At 64.7% G+C, this 19,267-nt stretch carries 14 protein-coding genes; 6 read left to right on the forward strand and 8 right to left on the reverse strand.

Annotated elements, in window-relative coordinates; all coding sequences use genetic code 11:
- Positions 1-85: 85 nt before the first annotated feature.
- The 3 genes from EVC45_RS09285 to manD are packed head-to-tail and all read right to left on the reverse strand — an operon-like array spanning position 86 to position 3,849.
- Positions 86-1,132: an L-idonate 5-dehydrogenase gene (locus tag EVC45_RS09285; RefSeq protein WP_129957695.1), complete on the reverse strand. Its 1,047-nt coding sequence runs from the start codon at positions 1,130-1,132 to the stop codon at positions 86-88.
- 32 nt (positions 1,133-1,164) lie between these two features.
- Complete coding sequence (locus tag EVC45_RS09290; RefSeq protein ID WP_248295074.1) at positions 1,165-2,586, reverse strand: MFS transporter; 1,422 nt, start codon at positions 2,584-2,586, stop codon at positions 1,165-1,167.
- Positions 2,587-2,640: 54 nt separating this feature from the next.
- Positions 2,641-3,849 carry a D-mannonate dehydratase ManD gene (gene manD / locus EVC45_RS09295; protein WP_129957696.1) on the reverse strand — a complete coding sequence of 403 codons (1,209 nt, stop codon included), beginning with the start codon at positions 3,847-3,849 and terminating at the stop codon, positions 2,641-2,643.
- A gap of 165 nt (positions 3,850-4,014) precedes the next feature.
- Here manD and EVC45_RS09300 point away from each other — a divergent pair, with 165 nt between their 5' ends.
- A complete protein-coding gene (locus tag EVC45_RS09300) occupies positions 4,015-5,514 on the forward strand; it encodes a mannitol dehydrogenase family protein (protein ID WP_129957697.1) in 1,500 nt (499 codons plus the stop codon).
- 30 nt (positions 5,515-5,544) lie between these two features.
- Here the strand turns inward: EVC45_RS09300 and EVC45_RS09305 are convergent, their stop codons facing one another.
- Positions 5,545-7,383: a diguanylate cyclase domain-containing protein gene (locus tag EVC45_RS09305; protein WP_129957698.1), complete on the reverse strand. Its 1,839-nt coding sequence runs from the start codon at positions 7,381-7,383 to the stop codon at positions 5,545-5,547.
- The gene (locus EVC45_RS09310; protein ID WP_248295075.1) at positions 7,383-8,630 is read right to left on the reverse strand and encodes a PotD/PotF family extracellular solute-binding protein; all 1,248 of its coding nucleotides are present in this window, start codon (positions 8,628-8,630) and stop codon (positions 7,383-7,385) included. Before EVC45_RS09310 ends, EVC45_RS09305 begins: the two co-directional genes overlap by 1 nt.
- Before the next feature lie 653 nt (positions 8,631-9,283).
- Between EVC45_RS09310 and EVC45_RS09315 the strand changes: the two genes are divergently transcribed.
- From EVC45_RS09315 to EVC45_RS09325, 3 genes are all read left to right on the forward strand, one after another.
- On the forward strand, positions 9,284-10,066 hold the full coding sequence (locus EVC45_RS09315) for an ABC transporter substrate-binding protein (RefSeq protein WP_129957700.1): 783 nt from the start codon (positions 9,284-9,286) through the stop codon (positions 10,064-10,066).
- A 267-nt stretch (positions 10,067-10,333) separates the two neighbouring features.
- Entirely contained in the window at positions 10,334-11,449 is a 1,116-nt protein-coding gene (locus tag EVC45_RS09320; protein ID WP_129957701.1) for a succinylglutamate desuccinylase/aspartoacylase family protein, read from the forward strand.
- A 328-nt stretch (positions 11,450-11,777) separates the two neighbouring features.
- A complete protein-coding gene (locus EVC45_RS09325; RefSeq protein ID WP_129957702.1) occupies positions 11,778-12,956 on the forward strand; it encodes a porin in 1,179 nt (392 codons plus the stop codon).
- Positions 12,957-13,050: 94 nt separating this feature from the next.
- On the opposite strand, the gene EVC45_RS09330 is transcribed toward EVC45_RS09325, so the two are convergent.
- Positions 13,051-13,956 (reverse strand): LysR substrate-binding domain-containing protein, encoded by a 906-nt coding sequence (locus EVC45_RS09330; RefSeq protein WP_129957732.1) that lies wholly within the window; start codon positions 13,954-13,956, stop codon positions 13,051-13,053.
- Between the two features lie 153 nt (positions 13,957-14,109).
- On the opposite strand from EVC45_RS09330, the gene EVC45_RS09335 reads away from it, so the two are divergent.
- Both EVC45_RS09335 and EVC45_RS09340 read left to right on the forward strand, forming a co-directional pair.
- The gene (locus tag EVC45_RS09335; RefSeq protein WP_129957703.1) at positions 14,110-15,402 is read left to right on the forward strand and encodes an MFS transporter; all 1,293 of its coding nucleotides are present in this window, start codon (positions 14,110-14,112) and stop codon (positions 15,400-15,402) included.
- A 43-nt stretch (positions 15,403-15,445) separates the two neighbouring features.
- Positions 15,446-16,498 (forward strand): serine hydrolase, encoded by a 1,053-nt coding sequence (locus EVC45_RS09340; RefSeq protein WP_129957704.1) that lies wholly within the window; start codon positions 15,446-15,448, stop codon positions 16,496-16,498.
- Between the two features lie 78 nt (positions 16,499-16,576).
- Here EVC45_RS09340 and EVC45_RS09345 read toward each other — a convergent pair whose 3' ends face one another.
- Both EVC45_RS09345 and EVC45_RS09350 read right to left on the reverse strand, forming a co-directional pair.
- Positions 16,577-18,310 carry an IlvD/Edd family dehydratase gene (locus tag EVC45_RS09345; RefSeq protein WP_129957705.1) on the reverse strand — a complete coding sequence of 578 codons (1,734 nt, stop codon included), beginning with the start codon at positions 18,308-18,310 and terminating at the stop codon, positions 16,577-16,579.
- A gap of 244 nt (positions 18,311-18,554) precedes the next feature.
- Positions 18,555-18,995, reverse strand: coding sequence for a DUF1801 domain-containing protein (locus EVC45_RS09350; RefSeq protein ID WP_129957706.1), 441 nt, complete (start codon positions 18,993-18,995; stop codon positions 18,555-18,557).
- Between the last annotated feature and the right edge of the window lie 272 nt (positions 18,996-19,267).

The raw sequence follows: 19,267 nt of genomic DNA on the forward strand, positions 1-19,267 counted from the left end.
GATGTCTCCTTCCGGGACGCCTCTTGATGGGCGTTCGCCGTTGCTTGCGGGTTTGGGTTTGGTTGGCGTTGGCGGATGACGCTCGTCAATCGAACGTCAGATGGACCTTCATCGACTGCGAGCGGTCCAGCGCCACTTCGAACGCATGGTTCGCGTCGTGCATCGCGAACGCATGCGTCATCAGCGGACGCAGGTCGAGCTTGCCGGCGGCGATTTCATCGGCGGCCACCGCGTATTCATCGGTGAAGCGAAACGAGCCCCGGTAGCACAACTCTTTCGCCATCACCAGATTCGCCGCGACCGGCGACTGCCCCGCGGGCAGATTGCCGACCTGGATCACGGTGCCGCCCGCGCGCGCCGCACGCAACGCGGTGTCGAGCCCGGCGGGACTGCCCGATGCTTCGATGACGACATCGAACGTGCCGCGCCTGTCGGCCCAGCCAGCGATCGTCGCGGTATCGGCGGCATTCACGGCCTGATCCGCGCCGAGTTGCCGCGCGACTTCCAGCGCGCGCTCGGACAGATCGACCGCGACCAGCCGATGTGCGCCCGCGCGCCGCGCCACGCTGAGCAGAATGCAGCCGATCGGACCGCAGCCGACCAGCAGCACGCGCGCACCCACCAGCGAGCCCGCCTGCTTCACCGCATGCAACGCAACGGCGAGCGGCTCGGCCATCGACGCCTGCGCGAAATCGACGCCGTCCTGCACCGGCACGCATTGCCGCGCGGCGACGACGATGTACTGGCGGAACATGCCCTGAGTGTGCGGAAACGTCGACGCACTGCCCATGAAGCGCATGTTCAGGCAATGATTCGGCATCCCGGTCGCGCAGAAGCGGCAGGTGCCGCACGCCAGACCCGGATTGACGGCGACGCGTTGCCCGCGCGCGAGTCCCTGCTCCGCGCCGACACCGTCGCCGAGCAGGTCGATTTCACCGGCCACTTCGTGACCGAGCACGAACGGCTCGCGCACCGCGAAGTCGCCGCTTTTGCCTTTGAAGTAATACGACAGATCCGAGCCGCAGATGCCACCCGCGCGCACCCGTACGCGCACCTGCCCCGGACCGGGTTCGGGTGGCTCGAGTTCGTCGATGCGAATCAGTTTAGGTTCGTGAAGTACGGCTGCGAGCATGATGGACTCCGGGGTTAGCGTCGCGTGCGCGTTCAACGGCGCGCAAGCGGAGAAGACTGCGATGACGATGCGAAGGCGGCTGCCGTGTCATGGGCCGTGTTAGTGGCGGTCGCGCCGCCGCCCCAATCGTGAAGATCGCCGCCGCGCCGACGTGGCGCGGTCTCCGGCAACGTGAACAGCGACACGGCCGACACGAGACCGAGCACGACCACATAGAGGATCAGCGCGAGCGAATTGCCGTGCGTGACCTGAATCAGCTTGACGGCGACGAGGCCGAGCACGCCGCTGCCGAGCAGCGAGCCGATCTGCCAGATCAGCGCGATGCCGCTGCAACGCACCCGCGCCGGAAAAAGCTCGGGGAACAACGCGGCCTGCGGCGCATAGCAGAGACTGTGGCCGATGCTGATCGCGAGGATCATCACGAGTTGCATCGCGCCGCGCTGGCCGCTATCGACCGCGAGAAAAAATGGCACCGCGAGCGCCACGTGCCATAGCGCACCGGCGATGAACGTCGCACGCCGGCCGATGCGATCGGACAACGCGCCCGCGAGCGGAATGGTCACCAGTTCGAGCGCCACCGCGACGATCACCGTTTGCAGCAACATTCCTTGCGCAATGCCGTGTGCTTTGCCGTATGCGAGCACGATCATCGTGTACATCGCGAACGTGCAGGCTTCGATCAGCTTCGCGCCGACGCCCTTCACGATGGTCGGGCCGAACTGCTTCAGCACCTCGACGACGGGCCGCGAAGCGACCGCCTTGGTGCGCTGGATCGTCGCGAAGATCGGCGATTCCTCGGTACGCAGGCGGATGTAAAGGCCAACCGCAACCAGCAGCGCGCTCGCGAGAAACGGAATGCGCCAGCCCCAGTCCAGCAGTTGCGCGGGCGTCAGCGTCGCCGACAGCAGCGCGAACAGACCGGACGGAATCAGAAAGCCGGCGGGTGCGCCGAGCTGCACGAGACTGGCAAAAAAGCCGCGCCGCACCGGCGGTGCATATTCGGCGGTGAGCAGCACCGCACCCGCCTGCTCGCCGCCCACACCGAAACCTTGCAACACGCGGATCACGATCAGCGCGACCGGCGCCCACACGCCGATGGTCTGGTAGTCGGGCAGCAGCCCGATCGCGAAGGTGCCGAGGCCGACGATCAGGATGGTCACGATCAGTGCTTTCTTGCGGCCGACGCGATCGCCGAAATGGCCGAACACGACGCCGCCGAGCGGCCGCGCAAGAAAGCCGACCGCATAGGTTGCGAAAGCGGCGAGCGTGCCGATCAGCGGGTCGGAAGCGGGGAAGAACTTCTGGCCGAACACCAGCACGGCCGCCGTGCCGTAGACGAAGAAGTCGTAGTATTCCGCGGCGGTGCCGATGGTCGATGCGAAGGCCACGCGGCGCAGCATCGCGGTGCTGGCCGGCGCATTGCCCTGGTTGCCTTGCGGGCGTGTTGAGTTCAAGGCTGTCTCCGTGATTCTGTTTTTACTGAGCGGGAAGGTTGCGCGTCTGCACGCTCACCAGTTCCACAGCGTGCCGTCTTCGAGACGCGCGACCGGCAGATAAGCCGGGTCGTACGGATAGCGCGCCGCCGCCGCTTCGTCGATATCGACACCATGGCCCGGCGCTTCGCCCGGATGCATCATGCCCTTGTTGAAACTCCACGCATGCGGGAACACTTCGAGCGCTTCGGCCGGAAAGCCCATGTATTCCTGCACGCCGAAATTCGGCACCCACAGATCGAAATGCAGCGCGGCACCCATGCAGACCGGCGACAGATCCGACGGACCATGACAGCCCGTTCTCACCTGGTATAACGAAGCAAAATCGGCGATCCGCCGCAGATGCGTAATGCCGCCCGCGTGCGTGAGCGTGGCGCGGATATAGTCGATCAACTGCTCCTCGATTAGCTGCTTGCAGTCCCAGATGCTGTTGAACACCTCACCGACCGCAATCGGCGTGACCGTATGCTCGCGGATCAGCCTGAAACCGGCCTGGTTTTCCGCGGGTGTCGGGTCTTCCATCCAGAACAGCCGATACGGCTCGACCGCTTTGCCGAGCCGCGCGGCTTCGATCGGCGTCAAACGGTGGTGCACGTCGTGCAGCAGATGCGTGTCGAAGCCGAAGCGCTCGCGCACGGCCTCGAACAGTTTCGGCACGAAATCCAGATACTTTTCCGACGACCAGCTCTGCTCCTCCACCGCGCCCTTGGTGGCCGGCTCGTACATGCCGTCGCCCTTCGCGACGCCATACACCGAGCGCATGTTCGGCACGCCGCACTGAATGCGGATGGCCTGGTAGCCGGCCTCGATATGTTCGGCGTAACGGTCGAGTGCTTCGGGAATATCGCGGCCCGTCGCGTGGCCGTACACCATCACGCCTTCGCGCGACGCGCCGCCGAGCAGCTTGTAAAGCGGCATGCCGGTGACCTTGCCGAGGATGTCCCACAAGGCCATGTCGACCGCGGCGATCGCCGTCATCGTGACGGGACCGCGCCGCCAGTACGCGCCTTTGTAGAGGAATTGCCAGGTGTCCTCGATACGCGCGGGATCGCGGCCGATCAGCAGCGGGCACACGTGGTCCTTCAGATACGACGCGACCGCCAGTTCGCGGCCGTTCAGCGTGGCATCGCCGATGCCGTGTACGCCCTCGTCGGTGACGATTTTCAGCGTGACGAAATTGCGGCCCGGGCACGTGACGATGACGTCGGCGCGAACGATTTTCATGAGTTGTTCCTGGCAGAAAACGGGGAACCGCGATGACGGGCCAACCGGACATGGCGGCATAAAAATCACTGCATCAGCCTGTCTCAAGCTGTTGGAACGATGCTACCATACAAGTATAGTTAATCGTCAAATCAGGGTTTCCCCGCCCCTTCCGGACCACTTTCCATGACTGCCGCCACCTTCGAGTTGCCGCCGAACTGTCTGTCCCGTGATGCGCTGCCTGCACTGCAAGCGCATCTGCTGTCGCCGCAATGGCGGGAGCCGCGCATCGGCATCGTGCATCTGGGGATCGGCAATTTTCATCGCGCGCATCAGGCGCTCTACACGGAAGAAGCGATGCTGGCCGCCGGCGGCGACTGGGGGATTTGCGGCGTGACGCTGCAGGGCGACGTCGGCAAACGCGACGCGTTGATGGAACAGCAGGGGCTGTACAGTCTCGTCGAACGCGGGCCCGACGGTGCCAGGGTCACGGTCATCCGCGCGCTGCGCGAAGTGCTGGCGATGCCCGCCGACGCCACCGCGCTGTTCGCGCGGCTTGCCGACCCGCTGGTGCGGATCGTCTCGCTGACCGTCACCGAAAAAGGCTATTGCCGCGATCCGAAGACCGGCGAAGTCGATCTCGACGATGCCGCCATCCAGCGCGACCTCGCCGATCCGCTCGCGCCGCGCACGGTGCCGGGCATCCTCGTCGCGGCGTTGCGCGCCCGGCGCGACACCGCGAACGGGCAGCCCTTCACGGTGCTGTCGTGCGACAACCTTTCGCACAACGGCGCCGCGCTGCGCCAGGTGGTGTGCTCGTTCGCCCGGCAACTCGACGCCGGGCTCGCCGACTGGATCGCCGCCGAAGTCGCGTTTCCGTCGACGATGGTCGATCGCATCGTCCCCGCCACCACCGACGCCGAGCGCGTCACCACGGCCGAACAACTCGGCTACCGCGACGCCGCGCCGGTGCCTTGCGAGCCGTTCAGGCAATGGGTGATCGAAGATCGATTTACGCAGGGCCGGCCCGCGTGGGAAGCGGTCGGCGCGCAACTCGTCGACGATGTGATGCCGTTCGAACTCGCGAAGCTGCGCATGCTGAACGGCACGCATTCGACGCTCGCGTACCTGTCGATGCTCGGCGGCTTCGACACGATCGACGCGGCGATCGCCGAGCCCGCGCTGCGCAATCTGATCCACGCAATGATGAGCGACGAAATCGCGCCGACGCTGAGCATGCCCGCATCGTTCGACCTTGCCGGCTATCGCGACGCGTTGCTCGCGCGTTACGCAAACCCGGCGCTCAAGCACCGTTGCGCGCAGATCGCGATGGACGGCAGCCAGAAGCTGCCGCCGCGTTTGCTCGCGACCATCGCGGCGCGCATCGACGCGGGCCAGCCGTATCGGCGGCTCGCGCTCGCCGTCGCCGCGTGGATGACGTTCCTGCGCGGCCACGCCGACGACGGCACGCGCTACGAAATCAACGACCCGCTCGCGGCGCGGCTGACGGCGCTGGCGGCGTCCGCGCAAGACGACACGCAGGCGCTGATGAACGCGCTACTCGGCGTACGTGAAGTGTTCGATGCGAAGCTCGCGGATCACGCGGCATTCAGAACGACGCTCGCTGACGCGTTGCGTCTGTTGCAGCAAAAAGGCGCACGCGGCGCAATCGCGGCGTGGCAATAGAAAGCGCTCAGTGGCGCGGATCACGGCGCGTCACGCGGTGGGCTCCGCCTCGCGCCCCTCGGTCGCATCGCGCGCGGCGTGCGCGTGGACGAGCTGGTCGTGGGCAAGCCTCGCCTGCTCGGCCTGTTCGTCGAGGCGCGCCGCAAGCAGATCCCGATAGCGCAGATACGCGCAACGGCCGCCCGATTTCGCCGCATACATCGCGGCATCGGCGTTCAGCAGCAGTTCCTCGGCGTTGCCGCTGTCGTGCGGAAACTCGCTGATGCCGATGCTTGCGCCGACCGTCATGCTGTTGCCGTCGACGGTCAGCGTTTCGTTCAGCGCATCCATGATGCGCTCGGCGATCGCAGGCGTGACCTCCGCCGCGCGCGGCCCTTCGATCAGCACGATGAATTCGTCGCCGCCGAGCCGCGCGACCACGTCACCGGCATACAGCACGTCCTTCAGCCGGCACGCGACCGCGACCAGCACCTTGTCGCCAACGGAGTGACCGAACTGATCGTTGATCTGCTTGAAGCGGTCGAGGTCGACGAACAGCACCGCGAGACCTTCATGGCGGAACCGTGCCTCGTCGATCGCCCCTTCGAGCTTCTGCATGAACAGCATGCGGTTCGGCAAGCCGGTCAGCACGTCATGCGAGGCCAGATGCACGAGTTCGCTCTGCTTGCTGTGCAGCGCATCCATCTGCGCGCGGATTTCGCGCCGCAAACGCTCGAAGCAGCGCGCGAGCACGCCGATTTCGTCGGTGCGCTTGAGCGGCAGCGTGTGCATCGCGTGCTCGGCGAACAGGTGCGTCGCCGCATGCGCGAGCAGATGCAGCGGCTTGGTCAGCGCCCGCGCGAACAGAATGGCCAGCAGCACCGACAATGCGCTGAACACCAGCACCATGCGAATGATCCGCGAGCCGAGCTGATTGGCGCCGGTCAACACGTCCTCGAGCGGCTTCGCGAGACCGAGCACGATGAAGCGGTTGCCCTCCGAACCGCCGAACGGCCGCCGCACGAACGCGAGCACATGGCCGGCCGCCTCGCCGGACCCCGTGAGACCGTTGACGCGCACTTCGCTCTGGCGTTGCTCGAATAGCTGCCTGGTGACCGGAAAGCTGTCCTGCATCAACACGCGCCGGCCGCGGTCGAAGCCGAAGGTTTGCGTCGCGTCGGGATGCACCAGGAAATCGCCCCACTCGTTCGCCAGATAAACCTGGTAGTCGCTCGGCAGATCGCTCTGCAAACGCCGCAACATGCCGGCCAGATCGATGTCGATCACGACGACGCCAACCACCGTGCCGCGCTCATCCGCGATCGGCGTGCCGAGGCGCAGCGTCGGCTTGCCTTGCGCCGCATGCGTGCCGTACTCGTGATTGACCGAGATCGGCGACGTGTAAATGCGGCCCGGCGAAAACGCGAGGGTTTCGAATACGTAGGGGAACTGAGATTTTTCCTGCAGATCGTCACCCTGCACGCGCACGAGGCCGTCGCTGTCGCGATCGAAACGGATCAGCTCGAGCCCGTGATGGTGCCGGGTGATCAGCCGCACCTGCAGATACTCCGGGTGATGCAGCATGAAGCTCGAATACACCTGCGCGAGCCGCTCGCGGCCGAGGTTCGGGCCGATGCCGTCGTCGGTCTGCGCGACGCTCACCGACGACGGCATCGTCGCGAGCACGAGCGCGTCCGCCGCGACGTCGTCGATCGATACCGCGATGCGCTGGCCGAGCAGCTCCGTCGAAGTCTGCAGGCTGTGCTCCGCTTCGTTGACCAGCATCGTGCGATTCGCGCGATACGCGTAATAGCCGGTCGCGCCCGACGCCAGCACGCCGATGCACGCGAGCAGAACGGACAGCTTGAAGGTCAGGCCGCGATGCAGCATCAGAAGCGCTCCGAACGGTCGCCCGACACGATGCGCGCCCACAGTTGCTCGCGGCGGTCGATATCCTCGACCGGACTGATCCAGACGATGTGTGCGTTGGCGGCGCTGCCTTCGGCCGGCTCGGACAGCGTATTCGCGAGCCCCTGCCGCTGGGTCAGCAACGCGCTCACGCTCGGTTCGAGCATGTAGTTGATCCACGCGAGCGCGAGCGGCCGGTCGCTCGCCGCGCGCGTCATCGACCAGCAGTCGAGCCATGCGAGCGCGCCTTCGTCCGGAATCACATAGCCGACATCGGCGCCCGCGCGGCGCAGCAACTGCACCTGCTGCGTGCCGTAGTTGCCGAACATCAGCGCGACCTTGTGCTGGATGAAGAACGCGGTCGCCTCCTCGGGCAGCGTGTAGTAGGTCAGCAGGTTGCGGCGCAGATCGACGAGCTTGTGCGCGATCGTGCGCATCTGCGCGGGGTCGAGTTGAAACGGATGCGGATAGCCGAGCGCGAGCGCGGTGAACGAGAAGTTGTGCTGCGCGCTATTGAAGTCGAGCACCTTGCCGCGATAGCGCGGGTTCCACAGTTCGAGCATCGAATGCGGCGCCACCGGAATCTGCTGGCGATCGTAGATGAGTCCCATCGACGAATAGGTGAACGGAATCGCATACACCTTGCCCGCCGACGTCAGGCCGTCGATCGAGCCGAGCGCCTGGAAACGCGGCAACTGCTTCTTCGTATTCGGCAGGCTCGCGAGATCGAGCGGCGCGAGCAGGTTCGCCTGCCTGTAGCGGCGAATTTCGGCGGTGTTGGCGGCGAGCACGTCGAACGGCGCGGAGCCCTTGGTGTGCATCTGCGCCCACAGCGCTTCGTCGGAATCGACGAGCGTGACCTCGACCTTCGCACCATAGCGCGTTTCGAAGGCCTTCACGACGTCCGGGTCCGCGTAGCCGGGCCATGCCAGCACGTGCAGCACTTTATCGGCGGCCGAGGCGGGCGTCGCCGCGCCGAAGCCCGCGCACAGCAATACGCCTGTCAGAACGAGAACGCGCGGGACGCGAGGTAAAAACCCGGACAAAACGTCACAGCAAAATCCGCATGTGCCAATCGATGAAAATCCCGATGTAACGCCCGACAAAAAACCACCCAAAAAACGGCGCCGCAATAATGCCGCGCGAGCACTCGCGCCGGCGCTCGCGATTCGTCGCTTAAAAGTCTGTTTACAACAGCCTGTTTGATCCGCCGTGAACATCGTGTGCATGAATAACACCGTTTAGCAGAAAGGCCTTTTGAGCGAGCGCAAAAACGCGCGGCATTTGAATCTTGACGGCTGTCCGACGACATGCCTCAGAGCGATCCCCGCCTGCGCGGGCGCTCGGCGTCCAGCACAGGGAGCATCGATGATAGCGCCAAAGCCTTCGTTTTTGCAGCGGTTCTAATCAGCGGCGAAAAAATATCGGGCGTTGGTAATAACGTGTAAGGCGAAGGTCTCGACGCCGCTGTTAATTAACGGCAAATTCAGCCGCGGACTTTAACGATCCGTCCACGTTTCAAACTTGTGTTTCAAACCTGTTTCGGCGAACCTGCCAGAAAACCGTCGTAAATCCCGGTCGATTACGCTCGCCCGCCGATCGTATTACCGCTCCCGCATTACACCCGCGTTACGCAATGCCCACCAACGGTGTACGATCCGGGCGCACCGGCTTGGGCGCAAGCGCTGGTCTAGAGGGTCTCCTCCTGCGCCATCCGGTGTTCTACTAGCTTCCCAATATTTTTGAACTGATAAGCTTGGCGCGCGTTGCAGGTCACCCCGGCTTGCATCCTGACCAGAAGCCCGATTGCGAGTCGCGCCGGGCGTCCCAAGGCGGCACAACCGTCGAGGGAGTAATTGAACTACACCGAGGAGTAAAAACAGTGAAAAAACTGCTAGCGGCTTTGACGGTTGCTCTAATTGCCACCGTCTCGATTGGCGCACACGCTAAAGATTGGTCGACGATCCGTTTTGGCGTTGATGCCAGCTATCCCCCGTTCGAGTCGAAAGGCACGGACGGCAAGCTCGTTGGCTTCGATATCGACCTCGGCAACGAAATCTGCAAGCGCGTCGGTGCGAAGTGCGTGTGGGTGGAAAACGACTTCGACGGCATGATTCCGGCACTGAAGGCGAAGAAGTTCGACGGCGTGCTGTCGTCGATGTCGATGACGCCGCAACGCGCCGAGCAGATCGCCTTCTCGACGAAGCTGTTCAACACGCCGACGCGCCTCGTCGCGAAGGAAGGCTCGGGCATCCTGCCGACCGCCGACTCGCTGAAGGGCAAGACGGTGGGCGTCGAACAGGGCACGATCCAGGAAACCTACGCGAAGACGTACTGGGAGCCGGCGGGCGCGAAAGTCGTGCCGTACCAGAACCAGGACCAGGTCTATGCCGATCTGATCTCCGGCCGTCTGGACGCAGCACTGCAAGACGCGGTGCAGGCTGAAATCGGCTTCCTGAAGACGCCGCGCGGCAAGGGTTTCGCGTTCGTCGGCAAAGATCTCGTCGATCCGAAGATCCTCGGCAACGGCGCCGGCATCGGCATGCGCAAGGAGGACACCGATCTGAAGGCGAAGGTCGACAAGGCGATCGCCGACATCATCAAGGACGGCACCTACAAGAAGATCGAGAAGAAGTACTTCGACTTCGACGTGTACGGCAGCTAAATCGCCCACGCGCGCCTCACGGCGCGCCGGCAGCTTGCCCGAAACGGGCTCCGCGACGCGGAGCCCGTTTTGTTTTTACGGCTCCACATCCGGCCACATGAAGCCACATCGTGCGGCATATCGGCTAAGATCGTGCGAGACGCGGCGACCGGGAGACAGGTTGCCGCGGTCCGCGCACGCGGACCTCGCGCGCTCCCGGCGCGCACCTTTCCTCTTGCAATCAACCACATAGCGCGGCTGCCCGGAACGGGCCGCGAAGCCAATACCATGCAAACCCAGACCCATCCGCTGATTGCCCCGTCGCTCGGCACCGCCCGCGAACTGACGAGTTTCCACTACGGCCCCGGCGGCGGACAGAAAATCTATATCCAGTCGTCGCTGCACGCAGACGAGTTGCCCGGCATGCTGGTGTCGTGGTCGCTGCGGCGCAAGCTGGCCGCGCTCGAAGCCGCGGGCAAGTTGCGCGGCGAAGTCGTGGTCGTGCCGGTGCCGAATCCGATCGGCCTGAACCAGCATCTGCTCGGCCAGATGCTCGGCCGCTTCGAAACCGGCAGCGCGCAGAACTTCAACCGCAATTTCTACGACCTCGCGGAACTCGTGCAGCCGGTCATCGAGTCGCGTCTGAGCGGCGACATCGACGCGAACCGCGCCGCGATCCGCGCGGCGATGCGCGAAGCGCTCGACGCGCAGCAGCCCACCACCGAACTCGGCTCGCAACGCCTCGCGCTGCAAAAGCTCTCGTACGACGCCGACGTCGTGCTCGATCTGCATTGCGACTGGGAAGCCGCGATGCACCTGTACACCAATCCGGACCTGTGGCCCGAAGTCGAGCCGCTCGCGCGCTATCTGGACGCGAAGGCGTCGCTGCTCGCGCTGAACTCGGTCGGCAATCCGTTCGACGAGATCCACAGCTTCTGCTGGTCGGATCTGCGCGGCCGTTTCGGCGAGCGCTTCCCGATCCCGAACGGCGGGATCTCGGTCACGATCGAGCTGCGCGGCCAGCGCGACGTGTCGTACGAACTCGCGGAAAAAGACGCGCAGGCGATCATCGAGTATCTGACCTCGCGCGGCGTGGTCGAAGGCGAGCCGGCGCCGCTGCCGCCGCTCGAATTCGCGGCGACGCCGCTCGCGGGCGCCGAACCGCTCGTCGCACCGATGAGCGGCGTGCTCGTCTATCGCTGCGAAGTCGGCAAATGGGTGGACGTGGACCAGGAAATCGCCGACATCATCGATCCGTTGACGGACCGCGTCGTCACGATCAAGAACACCGTGGCAGGCGTGCTGTACGCGCGGCATCTGGCGCGCTTCGCGACCGCCGGCCTCGAATTCGCGCGCATCGCCGGCGCGACGCCGTTCCGCAGCGGCTCGTTGCTGAGCAACTGACGCCCAGGCCGCTGCGACCGCCGGTCCTGTCGCGGCCGGCCATGTAACTAAATTTTCACGCATCAGCTGAAATAACCGATCGCCCGCCACCCGGCGGGCGATCTGCTGCCGCGCGCCCCGCCTTGTTTCAGGGTCGATCGACCCGCCCGCCACCGATTCGCCCGCCACCAGCGCACACGCAAAGTGTCGCGTCGACACGACACCGTGAAAAGAATTTTTCAGTGTCACAGACCTTACTCAGCGTTCCCTTAAATTGCCGGCCATCGCGCGACATTGCCGCAGAGCAGCGCGTCGCGATCGCTTAAATTCGCTAACTCGGAGAAGTACCTTGAACAAGAAAATCCTGACCGCCGCTACGTTTGCCGTCTTCGCCTCCGCCGCTCACGCACAAAGCAGCGTCACGCTGTACGGCCTGATCGACGCGGGTATCAGCTACGTAAACAACTCGAAAACGGCCACCGGCCACAGCAGCCTGACCAAGTACGACGACGGCGTCGCAAACGGCAGCCGTTGGGGCCTGCGTGGCTCGGAAGACCTCGGTAACGGCCTGAAGGCGCTGTTCGTGTTGGAGAACGGCTTCAACAGCGGCAACGGCACCGCCGGCCAGGGCGGCGCGATGTTCGGCCGCCAGGCGTTCGTTGGTCTGTCGCAGAATAACGTCGGCTCGCTGACGTTCGGCCGCCAGTACTCGTTCTCGACCGATTACCTCGGCTCCAACTACGCAACCGGCGGCCTGACCGTCGCGGGTAACTACGCGTACCACATCAACGACGTCGACCAGCTCACGTCGAGCCGTATCAACAACTCGGTTAAGTTCAGCAGCGCGAACTTCTCCGGCCTGACCTTCGGCGCGATGTACGGCTTCTCGAACACGGCTGGCGGCTTCGCCGGCACGCCGGCTACGGGCACGGCCGCTGCCCCGGTGGCAGGTTCGTCGCGCGCTTACAGCTTCGGCGCGAACTACGCGAACGGCCCGTTCGGTATCGGCGCGGCGTACACGGACATCCGTTACCCGGGCCAGGCATCGCCGGCCTTCTCGACTTCGCTGGCTAACGTCACCTTCCCGACGGTCGGTAACGGCCAGATCCAGGATCTGCGCACGGTCGGCGTCGGCGGCCGCTACGCTTTCGGTCCGGCAACGCTGTGGGCCCTGTACACGAACACGCGCCTCGCCCCGATCTCGGGTCAGTCGACCACGTACGCCGCGTACGAAGCAGGTGCGAAGTACGCAGTCACGCCGGCGATCACGGCAGGCGCGGGCTACACGTACATGCACCTGAGCGGCGCGAACGTCGGTCACTGGAACCAGGTGAACCTGAGCGGCGACTACGCGCTGTCGAAGCGCACTGACGTGTACGTTCTGGGCATCTATCAGATCGCGTCGGGCCGCAACGGCACGCAGGATCTGCAGGCACAGATCGGTTCGAGCACGAGCTACTTCAGCACGTCGGGCGTCGGTGCCGACAACCAGTTGGCGTTCCGTGTCGGTCTGCGTCACAAGTTCTAAGCAGACGGTTCGCGGTGGGGGACACGTGTGTTCCCTGCTTGGTTGAATCGAACAAAAGCGCCCTACGGGGCGCTTTTTCTTTGGCGGCGCGAAATCAGTCGAGCAAGGCTGGATTCTCGATCGCGCCCATCAGCAATTCGACGAACGCCTGCATCACGCGCGGCAATGTGCGCCCCGCCATCGTCTGTACCTGCAATGTGCGCTGATGAAGCTCGGCATTACTGATCGGTATCACGGCGAAGCCATCCGCTTCGAGTCTGCCGCGCACGGTCAGCAAACCGGTGATCGTGACCGCGTCGGTTTGCAGCACGAAACTGTGCAGCGCCGCGTGATAGTTGCTGACGAACACCGGATCGAACACGAGCCCTTCGAGACTGCATGCGATATCGAATAGCTGGCGGATCGTCACGCCCGGTCCGTTGATCGCGAGCGGCCACGGCAGCAGATCGGCAAGCGACACGGAATCGCGTGTTCCCAGCGGATGACCGCGCCGCACCAGCGCGAAGATCGGCGCGCGCTGCGAATACAGCACGTTGATGTCCTGTTCTGGCGCCATGCTGAAGCACACCGCGATATCGGTGGTGCCGTCGCGCACGCGCTGCGTCGCGACCGACGGCGCCGATACGTCGAGCTGAAAATGCGTGGCCGGATGCGAGCGCAGAAAACGCGCGAATACCTGCGGCAGAAAGTGCGGCGCGACGCCCTCCGAGCTCGCGACGCGAATCGTCGCGCGGCCGCCGTTGCTCAGGCCGCGAATCTCCTCGGTCACGCGCTCCGCGTCGAGCAGGCTGCGCCGCGCGTAATCGGCGAGCAGCCGCCCCGCGTCGCTGAGCACCATGCCGCGCGGACGCCGCTCGAACAGCGCCGCGCCGACCTCTTCCTCCAGCTTCGCGATCTGCCGGCTCAGCGCCGACACCGCGACATACAGGTTCCCCGATGCCTTGCTGAGCGAGCCGCTGCGCACGACCTCGAGAAAGTAGCGCAGCGCGGTGTTATCGATTTGAGTCATCGCCATTCCGCTTTGCCGTTTCGGCAACGATATCTGCCAAATATTGTAATTGTCTATAAATATCGTCCACCCCAAGATCGCGGCACAGGCTTCGAATCCCGCGCCCGCGCCGCGCGCCCACACACGCCGCCAAAGGACTTCGTCATGAGCATGGACTCCGTTACCACCGCCGACGCGCTCGCGCGGCACACCTCGCGCTCGAGCGTATCGCGGCTGATTCTCGCGACCTCGATCGGCAACGCGCTGGAGTTCTACGATCTGGTCGTGTACGGCTACTTCGCGGCCGTGCTGTCCCGCACGTTTTTTCCGGTCCATGACCGCACCGTGTCGCTTCTGCTCACGCTCGGCACCTTCGCACTGTCGTATCTCGCGCGACCGATCGGTGCGCTCGCGCTCGGCTCGTTCAGCGACCGCAAAGGCCGCAAGGCATCGCTAACTTTGTCGATTGCGATGATGACGCTCGGCACCGGCATGATCGCGTTGATGCCGTCGTATGCGACGATCGGCGTGCTCGCGCCGATCGGCGTATTCGCGTCGCGGCTGTTGCAGGGATTCTCGGCGGGCGGCGAGTTCGGCAGCTCGACCGCGTTTCTGATCGAACATGCGCCGGAGCGCAAAGGCTTCATGGCGAGCTGGCAGTTTTCCAGCCAGGGCGCGAGCACCCTGCTCGCGTCGCTGTTCGGCGCGGTGCTGACGAGCACGCTGACGACCGAGCAACTCGAAGGCTGGGGCTGGCGCATTCCATTCCTGTTCGGCATGCTGATCGGTCCGGTCGGGCTGTACATTCGCCGCCGCATCGACGAAACGCCGGAGTTCGAGCGCGCGGAGAAATCCGCCGCGCCGGTGCGCGAACTGCTCGCGACGCAAAAGGAACAGGTGCTCGTGTCGATCGGCGCGCTCGTGCTGACCACCACGGCCAACTACATGCTGCTCTACATGCCGACCTACGCGGCGCGGCAACTCGGCCTCGCGCCGTCGTCCGGCTTCATCGCGACGCTCGCGGCCGGCCTCATCATGATGGTGCTCACGCCGATCGTGGGTCATCTGTCCGACAAGGTGGGGCGCGTTCGTATCATGCTCGTCGCCGGCGTGCTGTTCTTCGCGACCGTCTATCCGGCCTTCATGCTGATGAACGCGCACCCGTCGCTCGGCTCGTTGCTGGCCGCGGTCACGTGGGTCGCGTTGCTGAAGGCAACCTACTTCGCGCCGATTCCTGCGTTGATGTCCGAGCTGTTCCCGACCCGCACGCGCACGACCGGCATGGCGCTCGGCTACAACATCGGCACCACCGTGTTCGGCGGCTTCACGCCGCTCGCGGTCGCGGCGCTGATCGCGGCGACCGGCAACAATCTCGCACCCGGCCTCTATCTGATGCTCGCGGCCGTGCTCAGCCTTTTCACCGTGATGTGGGCACGCGTGCGACTGCGCGTACGCTGAGCCTTAGCCTCGCGGGTTTCGTTGAAACGACAGGACCTTATCCATGCAAGACCGTTTGCAGCAAGCCGTGCAGTTCGCGGTGGATCATGAATCGCTTTGGGACCGCCACGTGGGTGGCAATTGGGGTGTGCACGTGAACGACCCGCCGCCATGGAACAGGCTGCTCGGGCCCGTGCATGATCGCGGGCCGGTGTCCGGCGCGATCGCCGTCGACGGCCGCGTGCTGACGAGTTGGGGCGAACCGGATCGCGCCGATCTGACCTTCAGTGTCGCGAAGATGTATCTCGCGCTGCTCGCCGGTGTCGCGCACGATCGCGGCCTGTTGCCCGACGTCGACGAACCGGTGCGCGTGCGCGTGCCCAACATCGGCTTCGACGACGAACACAACGCGCCGATCACGTGGGCGCATCTGCTGCAGCAAACGAGCGAATGGCGCGGCACGTACTTCGGTTTGTCGGATCAGGCGGATCACTACCGCGCGGTCAATTTCGCCGCGCCGCCCGATGGCAAAAAAGGCGACCTGCGTCCGCCGCAACGGCCGGGCAGCTACTGGGAATACAACGACGTCCGCATCAACCAGCTCTCGCTCGCGCTGCTGCATCTGTTTCGTCAGCCGCTGCCCGAGGTGTTCCGCGAAGCGATCATGCGACCTTCCGGTGCGAGCGAAAACTGGCAATGGGTCGGCTACGACGACGCGTGGATCGAGATCGACGGACGACGCATGCAGTCGGTGCCGGGCGGCACGCACTGGGGCGGCGGCATGTCGGTCAGCGCGAACGACCAGTTGAAGGTCGCGCAGATGCTGCTCGACGACGGCGTCGCGAACGGCCGGCGCGTGCTGTCGTCCGAATGGATCGCGCGCATGCGCACGCCGTGCGCGATCGCGCCATTCTATGGCTACCTCGTATGGCTCAACACCGGGCGCAAGGTGTTTCCGAACGTGCCGGAGTCGAGCTATTTCGGCGTCGGCGCCGGCAGTTCGTTCACGTGGGTCGAACCGGAGCGGCGCATGACGGCGGTCGTGCGCTGGCTGAATCCGGCCGCGGCGAACGAGTTTTTCGGGCTCGTGCTCGACGCGGTCGACAACCTCGGCTGACAAAAAAACGCGGGCGATGCACGAAGAGTGCATCGCCCGCATTGTCATGGGTCGAGCCGTTGCCGCTGCAACGGCGGGTCAGTGCGAATGCCGCGGCACCTCGGAACCTCGACACCCAACGAGGAAGTCGAGATCGCAACCCTCATCGGCCTGCAGCACGTGATCGATATACAGGCGCCGGTAGCCGCCACCTTCCGGCGGCGCCGGCGGCACATGCTTCGCGAGGCGGCGCTCGAGTTCCGCATCGCTGATATCGAGGTGCAGCGTGCCCGCGTCGCAATCGAGTTCGATCCAGTCGCCGTCCTGCACCGCGGCGAGCGGGCCGCCGGCCGCCGCTTCCGGCGTCACGTGCAGCACCACGGTGCCGTATGCGGTGCCGCTCATGCGCGCATCGGAGATGCGCACCATGTCTTTCACGCCCTGCTTCAGCAGCTTCGGCGGCAGGCCCATGTTGCCGACCTCGGCCATGCCCGGGTAACCCTTCGGCCCGCAGTTCTTCATCACCAGCACCGAGTTCGCATCGACGTCGAGCGTTTCGTCGACGATGCGCGCCTTGTAATGCTCGAAGTTCTCGAACACGACCGCGCGTCCGCGATGCTTGAGCAACTCGGGCGTCGCCGCCGACGGCTTCAGCACCGCGCCGCGCGGCGCGAGATTGCCGCGCAGCACGCGGATGCCGCCATCGGCGACGAGCGGCTTGTCCAGCGGACGAATCACTTCGTCGTTGGTGTTGGGCGCATCCTTCACGTTGTCCCACAGCGACTTGCCGTTGACCGTCAACGCGTCCGGATGCGGCAGCAGGTTCGCTTCGCCGAGCCGGCGCAGCACGGCCGGCAGGCCGCCCGCGTAATAAAACTCTTCCATCAGGAAACGGCCCGACGGCATCAGGTCGACGATCGTCGGCGTGTCGCGGCCGATGCGCACCCAGTCGTCGAGTTCGAGATCGATACCGATGCGCCCCGCGATCGCCTTCAGATGAATCACCGCATTGGTCGAGCCGCCGATCGCCGCATTGACGCGGATTGCGTTCGTGAACGCCTCGCGCGTGAGGATCTTCGACAGCTTCAGGTCTTCGAGCGCCATCTCGACGATGCGGATGCCCGACATATGCGCGAGCACGTAGCGGCGCGAGTCGACCGCGGGAATCGCCGCGTTGTGCGGCAGCGACGTGCCGAGCGCCTCGGCCATGCAGGCCATCGTCGACGCGGTGCCCATCGTGTTGCAGGTGCCCGCCGAGCGCGACATGCCCGCCTCGGCCGATAGAAACTGATGCAGATCGATCTCGCCGGCCTTCAGCGATTCGTGCAGTTGCCACACCGCGGTACCCGAGCCGATGTTCCTGCCGTCGAGCTTGCCGTTCAGCATCGGGCCGCCGGTCACGACGATCGCCGGCACGTCGCAGCTCGCCGCGCCCATCAGCAGCGCGGGGGTCGTCTTGTCGCAGCCGGTCAGCAGCACGACCGCGTCGATCGGATTGCCGCGGATCGCCTCCTCGACATCCATCGCCGCGAGATTGCGCGTCAGCATCGCGGTCGGACGCAGATTCGATTCGCCGTTCGAAAACACCGGGAACTCGACCGGGAAGCCACCCGCTTCGTAGACGCCTCGCTTCACGTGCTCGGCGAGCTTGCGAAAGTGCGCGTTGCACGGCGTCAGCTCGGACCACGTGTTGCAGATACCAATCACGGGACGCCCGTCGAACTCGTGATCGGGAATGCCCTGATTCTTCATCCAGCTTCGATACATGAAGCCGTTCTTGTCAGCCGTACCGAACCACTCGGCCGAGCGCAGTTTCCGCTTTTTTTCCGACATGCTAGGTCCTTGATGCATGTGCCGGGACCCTCACCGGCATATTTGACTGAAGCGGCCCGCCCGACGCCACGGCGAAAAGCTGCCGCTCAGCGTGCAGGGATGCTGAAGTGTACGGAGCGGGTTGATATCTTTCCAATTATATTTTGGGCGATATCGATATCAATTCTGGTATCCATCGACGGCGGCTGGCGGTGCGGTGCGGCTGACACGGCAATCCGGGCGAGCCGACCGTGCCGTGCCGGCTTCAGGCCTCGCCGGTATTCGCCTCACCGGCTGCCTTTTTACCGCTGGCTTTCGGTTGCGCGGAGCGGGCGTTCTTCTTCAGATGGCTGCGGTTGTAGTCGATCGCGGCGCGCACCAGCGCTTTCAGTGCGCGCTCGTCGACCTTGTCGCCCTCGAGGAAGTCGATCGCGCGCCGCGCGTTGCCTTCGAGGCCCGCGTTGAACAAACCGTGCGGGTCGGCCAGGCTCGCGCCGTGCGCGAAGGTCAGCTTGACCTTGCCTTTATGCGCGTTGGCGACCGCGATCATGCCGTCGCACGACCAGACCGGGCTACCCATCCACTTGAACTCCTCGACGATGTGCGGGTCCGCCGCGAGCACGCATTGACGGATGCGAGCAAAGACTGCGCCGCGCCAGTCGGTGATCCCGGCGATCAATTCGTCGATACGTTCGGATGCGTTCATTGGGGCGAGGTCCTCGCAAGAGGGAATAGGAAGCAGCAAACCAGTAGGATGCTGTAACAACCAGACCATTCTAGTCGCCCCTCGAATTCGGGGTTGGCGCACGACCGATCCGCGATTTCGACGAGCACGCCAGCGGACACTTTGCAGAAATATCGTGAGCCGCGTTCGTGCTCGAACACCGCGGTTTTCTTCGCGACGCCTGATGCGGCCAATCGACCGGATAGCCCGCCGCGTCGTCGACCACGATGTCGAAGCCGGGGCGCTTCAGAAAC

It is taken from the genome of Paraburkholderia sp. UYCP14C, from assembly GCF_004197395.1.
Classification (GTDB): Bacteria; Pseudomonadota; Gammaproteobacteria; order Burkholderiales; family Burkholderiaceae; genus Paraburkholderia.